This is a genomic window from Streptomyces sp. NPDC039430, assembly GCF_055639435.1.
Window position 1 is genome coordinate 348,942 of sequence record NZ_JBVKAK010000005.1, and the last position, 6,169, is coordinate 355,110.

Consider the following 6,169-nt stretch of genomic DNA (forward strand, 5'->3'; position numbering starts at 1 on the left):
CCGACAGGGGTGCCTATGACGCGAGCTGAAGAGACCTACCGGTCTGAAGAGACGTACCGGTCCGAAGAGACCCACCGAGGTAAAGGGACGTACCGAGCCGGAGAGACATACCGAGCCGGAGATACATACCGGACCGGAGAGACGCACCGGACCGGAGAGACGCACCGGACCGGAGACACTTACGGCGACCCGGCGGCGGCCGGCGTCGCCGTCACCACCGACGGCCTGCCCGACTGGCTGACGCCCGTCGTGCGCGCCTCGCGGACCGTCGCGCCGGAGGAGCTGAGCCGCTTTCTGCCGCCCGAGAGCGGCGGCGGCCGGCAGTCCGCCGTCCTGATCCTCTTCGGCGAGGGCGCCCGGGGCCCCGAGCTGCTGCTCATGGAGCGCGCCAGCAGCCTGCGCTCGCATCCTGGACAGCCCGCTTTCCCCGGCGGTTCCCTCGACCCCGAGGACGGCGACCCGGCCACCACGGGACCGCTACGGGCGGCGCTGCGCGAGGCCGAGGAAGAGACCGGCCTCGACCCGTCCGGGGTCCAGCTCTTCGGCGTGCTGCCCAAGCTCTACATCCCGGTGAGCGAGTTCGTCGTGACACCCGTGCTCGGCTGGTGGCGCGAGCCCACCCCCGTCGGCGTCGTCGACCCCGCCGAGACCGCCCGGGTCTTCACCGTGCCCGTGGCGGATCTCACGGACCCGGCCAACCGCGCGACCGCCCGCCACCCCAGCGGCTACCGCGGCCCCGCCTTTCTGGTCGCATCTGCCCTGGTCTGGGGCTTTACGGCCGGAGTGATCGACCGGATCCTGTATTTCGCGGGCTGGGAGCAGCCGTGGGACCGCTCGAAGCAGGTCCCGCTGGACTGGCGTGCATGACAGGCTGACCCCCATGCTCCGCCCTTCGAAGGTCCCTGACCGCGGCGGCTCCGCCACTGGCCGCCAGGGCCGCCGGAGCCCCCGTGGCGACCGCCGGGCGGGGCCACCCGCCGATCGGGCGGGGCGACCGGAGACGTATCCGCGAGGCAAGCGAGGCTATTGACGGTGAACGTGCTGGACATCCTGCTGCTGCTCGCCGCCGTGTGGTTCGCGGTCGTCGGTTACCGCCAGGGTTTCGTGGTGGGCATCCTGTCCGTGATCGGCTTCCTCGGCGGCGGTCTCGTGGCGGTCTATCTGCTGCCCGTGGTCTGGGCCGAGATGACCGCGGACTCCGAGGTCTCCACCACGGCCGCCGTCGTCGCGATCGTCATAGTGATCGTCTGCGCCTCTGTCGGCCAGGCCTTCACCACCCACCTCGGCAACAAGCTGCGCCGCTACATCACGTGGTCGCCGGCCCGCGCCCTGGACGCCACCGGCGGCGCGCTGGTCAATGTCGTCGCCATGCTGCTGGTGGCCTGGCTGATCGGCTCCGCTCTCGCCGGGACCTCACTGCCGACGCTCGGCAAGGAGGTCCGCAGCTCGAAGGTGCTGCTCGGGGTCTCGCGCGTGATGCCCCACCAGGCGTCCAGCTGGTTCACGGACTTCTCGTCGGTCCTCGCGCAGAACGGCTTCCCGCAGGTCTTCAGCCCGTTCGCCAATGAGCCCATCACCGAGGTCCAGCCCCCGGACCCGGCGCTCGCGGGCAGCCCGGTGGCGGCGCGCGCCCGGCAGTCGATCGTCAAGGTCGTCGGTACGGCACCCAGCTGCGGCAAGGTCCTCGAAGGTTCCGGCTTCGTCTTCGCCGAGCGCCGCGTGATGACCAACGCGCATGTGGTCGGCGGCGTGGAAGAGCCCACCGTCCAGATAGGCGGTGAGGGACGGCTGTACGACGCCAAGGTCGTCCTCTACGACTGGCAGCGCGACATCGCCGTACTTGACGTGCCGAACCTCCCCGCCGAACCGCTCCAGTTCACCGACAAGGACGCGAACAGCGGGGACGGCGCGATCGTCGCGGGCTTCCCGGAGAACGGCTCGTACGACGTACGCTCCGCGCGCGTCCGTGGCCGTATCGACGCCAACGGCCCGGACATCTACCGCCGCGGCGAGGTCCGGCGCGATGTCTACTCACTCTTCGCGAACGTACGCCAGGGCAACTCCGGAGGCCCGCTCCTCACCACCGAGGGCAAGGTGTACGGAGTGATCTTCGCCAGGTCGCTCGACGACCCCCAGACCGGCTACGCGCTGACGGCGGACGAGATCCGCGACGACATCACCCTCGGCCGGAACGCCAACCAGCAGGTCGACACCCAGGGATGCGCCCTCTGACCCCTGTCCGGCCGGCGAGGCGGGCGAACAGCGGCCCGGCCAATGCGTGCCGGGCCGGGTGGGGCAGGGTCTGTCGTACGGGACTCGGCGACGCGCCCTCAGGAACGTTGATGACGCAGCCGGGCCGAGACCCAGCGCGCTCTGCGGCGGAGGATCAGGGAAATACCGAGCCGGGGATCATGGCCCTGTTCATCGGGGCCGCCCCTTCTGTGGGTGATCGGCGCAGAGGCCGAGCGGCGGTTGCGTGCTGCGTCACCGTAGTCGTGCGTCCAGCCCATACTTCGACCTGTGCCCCTGGCCCATGGTCGGTAACCGCCCGGGAGTGGGCCAATTGGCCTATGCGCGAGGCATTTGGCTGTTCGTAGGACAAGCGTTCAAAGGGCGACAACCAGGACGGGCGGCGCGGCGCTCTTCACCGTCCCGTGTGAGCCCCCGCCCACAGCCCGCCCACGGGGTCCGGCGCCACACTGTCTGCAGTCCGCCCGCACACTGCCCGCACACCGCCCACAGTCCGGCCGCAGCCCGCTTCAGCGGTCCGCCACAGACCGGTTCAGCGGTCCGGTTCAGCGGTCCGGCTCCGGGTCCTTGAGCCAGTTGATGAGTTCCGCGGAGAACGCGGCGGGGTCCTCCTCGTGCGGGAAGTGTCCCAGACCATCGAACAGCCGCCAACGATAGGGCGCTTCCACATACTCCGCCGACCCCGCGGTGCTGCGCGTCCGCATCGCCGGGTCGAGCGACCCGTGCAGCTGGAGCGTCGGCACCCGCACCGGGCGCTTCATCCGCCGGTTGAACTGGATGCCGTCGGGCCGTGCCATCGACCGCACCATCCAGCGGTACGGCTCGATCGAGCAGTGCGCCGTCGACGGGATGGTCATCGCGCGCCGGTAGATCTCGATCGACTCGTCGTCGGGCGACCGGGGGCCGGACCAGTCCCGGATCAGCTGCCCCACCAGCGCCGCGTCCTCGGCCACGAGCTGACGTTCCGGCAGCCACGGCCGCTGGAAACCCCAGATATACGATCCGGCACGGCTCTGCGAGAAGTCGGAGAGCATCGCCGAACGCCAGCGGCGCGGGTGCGGCATCGAGGACACCGCGAGCCGGCGCACCAGCTTGGGCCGCATCACGGCCGCCGTCCAGGCGAGATAGCCGCCCAGATCATGGCCGACGAGCGCCGCGTCGGGCTCACCGAGGGAGCGCACCACACCGGTGATGTCGAGCGCCAGATTGGCGGGGTCGTACCCCCGGGGCGTACGGTCACTGCCGCCCACCCCCCGCAGATCCATGGCCACCGCGCGGTACCCGGCGTCCGCCAGCGCCGACAGCTGATGGCGCCAGGTCCACCAGAACTGCGGGAAGCCATGGAGCAGCAACACCAGCGGCCCCTCGCCCATCTCGGCGATATGGAAGCGCGCACCATTGGCAGCCACATCGCGATGGGTCCAGGGACCATCGAGACGGACGGCGGAGGCCGGCGTTGCTCCTGAGGTCCCACCGGAGGACGTGCCGGGCGCCGTGTCAGGCGCGGTGCCGGAGGTCTTGCCGGGGCCGGATTCAGGGGCGGTCATGCAGACGAGCGTGCCACAGACTTGGTGCCTACCCGGACCGGACGGGGGTGCGGCTTCACGTTCTGCAGTACCGCCGCCGTCTCCTTGGCCGAGGCGATGGACTTCTCCGGCGGCTTGACCTTCTTGAACTTCAGTACGGCGAGCCCGGCGAGCAGCCCCGCGAGGATCAGAAACGCTCCGCCCACGATCAGGAACGACCAGGCGAGCCCGAGCCCCAGATTGTGGATCCCGTACGCGGCGGCGAAGCTCAGCACCGGCAGGGAGAACAGAGCGAACACCGCCGCGATCGTGATGGCGGCTCCGCCCGTCACACCGCGCTTGACGTCCTGTCGGATCTCGGCCTTGGCCAGGGCGATCTCATCGTGCACCAGCGCGGAGACCTCGGCGGTGGCCGAGGCGACCAGCTGGCCAATGCTGCGGTCGCCCGCGGCGGCTTCGATCACGGTGCCGGTCCGGACGGCGTCGGCGACGTGCTTACCGGGGTCGCTCATCGGTGACTCCCTCTTCTCGCTCTTCTCGGCTACGGACCGCTCGGCTACGAATCCGTTGTCCGATCATGCCGGACTGTCGCCGTCGCCGCGCGCTGCCCCCGCGTGTTCCGCCAGCCGACGATGCTCGGCGGCCTTCGACTCGTACAGCTCGGCCATGCGCAAGTGGTATGCCGGATCGTCCTGTTCGTAAATATCGGGGATGCCGTCCCGGTCCTCGTCCCGCTCCTCCTCCTCGTACAACGCGCGGTACGTGCGGACCCGCAGCTTGAGCAGCACCCCGGAGAGGACGGCGGCTATGACCGAGCCGGTCAGCACCGCGGCCTTCACCTCGTCGGTGAGCGCGGGGTTCGTCGGGAAGGCCAGCTCGCCGATGAGCAGCGAGACGGTGAAGCCGATGCCGGCGAGCGACGCGAGCGCGAACACATCGGGCCAGGCCAGGTCCTCGTTCAGCTCGGCCCTGGTGAAGCGCGCCGCCAGCCAGGTGCCGCCGAAGATGCCGATCGCCTTGCCGACGACCAGACCCAGTACGACGCCGAGAGTCTCCGGCTGTGTGAAGACCTTGCCGAGGGCACCGCCGGATATGGAGACGCCCGCGGAGAACAGGGCGAACAGCGGTACGGCCAGACCGGCCGAGACGGGGCGCACCAGATGCTCGATGTGCTCGCCGGGGGAGTGTTCCTCGCCCTCGCGCGTTGTGCAGCGCAGCATCAGGCCCATCGCGACACCGGCGATGGTGGCGTGCACGCCGCTGTTGTACATCAGGCCCCAGACGACCAGCGCCAGCGGGATATACACGTACCACCCGCGTACGCCCTTGCGCAGCAGCAGCCAGAAGACGACGAGTCCGGCGACCGCGCCGCCGAGCGCCGCGAAGTTCAGATCGCTGGTGAAGAAGACGGCGATGATCAGGATGGCGAAGAGATCGTCGACGACCGCGAGGGTGAGGAGGAAGGCGCGCAACGCCGAGGGCAGCGAGGTGCCGATGACCGCGAGCACGGCGAGCGCGAAGGCGATATCGGTGGCGACGGGCACGGCCCAGCCGCTCAGCGACCCGCCGCCGGCGGAGTTGACCAGTACATAGACCAGGGCGGGCGCGATCATCCCGCAGAGCGCGGCGATCACGGGGAGCGCGGCTGTCCTGGGATCGCGCAGTTCCCCGGCCACCAGTTCGCGCTTGAGCTCGATGCCGGCGACGAAGAAGAAGATGGCGAGCAGACCGTCGGCCGCCCAGTGCTGCAGGGAGAGGTCGAGGCCGAGCGCCGAGGGGCCGAGGTGGAAGTCGCTCACGGCCTCGTAGCTGTTGCTCAGTGGAGTGTTCGCCCAGAGGAGCGCGACGACGGCGGCGACGAGCAGAAGGATACCGCCGACGGTCTCCGTGCGCAGAGCCTCCGCGAGGTAGTTCCGTTCGGGCAGCGGGAGGCGTCCGAGGAACTTACGGCCGGTGGGGGTGGGCGCGGACACAGGCACGGGAGGGCCTCCGGTCGATCTGCGGGCATGGCACATCACATGCCGACCAGACTTCCCGGCGCACCTTGAAAATCTTGTTGTGTTATTTACGTGCTGCCTACTTTACCTGGACGCGACGACCGGGGCGCGGGGGAGCCGGGCGAGGGAGGCGGCTCTGGTGACCTGGGCAAGGTGACCTGAGCGGGGTGACCTGGGCAAGGTGAACTGAGCGAGGTGACCTGAGCGGGGTGACCTGAGCGAGGTGACCTGCGTGAGGGAAAGCGGAGACGGCGGCAGCGCGCACCGAATGACAGCGGGGGGGGGGGGGGGGGGGGGGGGGGGGGGGGACAAACACCCTCCTTTTTTTCTACTTTCCCGGCCCCCCCCCCCCCCCCTTTGTTCTTTTGGTGGGTGGTCCCTTGGGGGAGTCCCAGC

General features: G+C 69.9%; 6 protein-coding genes. 2 read left to right on the forward strand and 4 right to left on the reverse strand.

Annotation, left to right across the window (positions count from 1 at the left end; translation table 11 throughout):
- The first annotated feature begins 15 nt into the window (after positions 1–15).
- Both ACZ7LS_RS15880 and ACZ7LS_RS15885 read left to right on the forward strand, forming a co-directional pair.
- Entirely contained in the window at positions 16–867 is an 852-nt protein-coding gene (locus ACZ7LS_RS15880; RefSeq protein WP_385134838.1) for an NUDIX hydrolase, read from the forward strand.
- Between the two features lie 165 nt (positions 868–1,032).
- Entirely contained in the window at positions 1,033–2,232 is a 1,200-nt protein-coding gene (locus ACZ7LS_RS15885; RefSeq protein WP_382521030.1) for a MarP family serine protease, read from the forward strand.
- Between the two features lie 98 nt (positions 2,233–2,330).
- Here ACZ7LS_RS15885 and ACZ7LS_RS15890 read toward each other — a convergent pair whose 3' ends face one another.
- The 4 genes from ACZ7LS_RS15890 to nhaA form a co-directional block, all read right to left on the reverse strand.
- Positions 2,331–2,510 carry a hypothetical protein gene (locus ACZ7LS_RS15890; RefSeq protein ID WP_129766731.1) on the reverse strand — a complete coding sequence of 60 codons (180 nt, stop codon included), beginning with the start codon at positions 2,508–2,510 and terminating at the stop codon, positions 2,331–2,333.
- Positions 2,511–2,795: 285 nt separating this feature from the next.
- The gene (locus tag ACZ7LS_RS15895; RefSeq protein WP_382674658.1) at positions 2,796–3,797 is read right to left on the reverse strand and encodes an alpha/beta fold hydrolase; all 1,002 of its coding nucleotides are present in this window, start codon (positions 3,795–3,797) and stop codon (positions 2,796–2,798) included.
- A complete protein-coding gene (locus ACZ7LS_RS15900) occupies positions 3,794–4,288 on the reverse strand; it encodes a phage holin family protein (RefSeq protein WP_382521026.1) in 495 nt (164 codons plus the stop codon). The genes ACZ7LS_RS15895 and ACZ7LS_RS15900 overlap by 4 nt, the downstream gene beginning before the upstream one ends.
- 63 nt (positions 4,289–4,351) lie before the next feature.
- On the reverse strand, positions 4,352–5,749 hold the full coding sequence (gene nhaA / locus ACZ7LS_RS15905; RefSeq protein ID WP_385134902.1) for a Na+/H+ antiporter NhaA: 1,398 nt from the start codon (positions 5,747–5,749) through the stop codon (positions 4,352–4,354).
- Between the last annotated feature and the right edge of the window lie 420 nt (positions 5,750–6,169).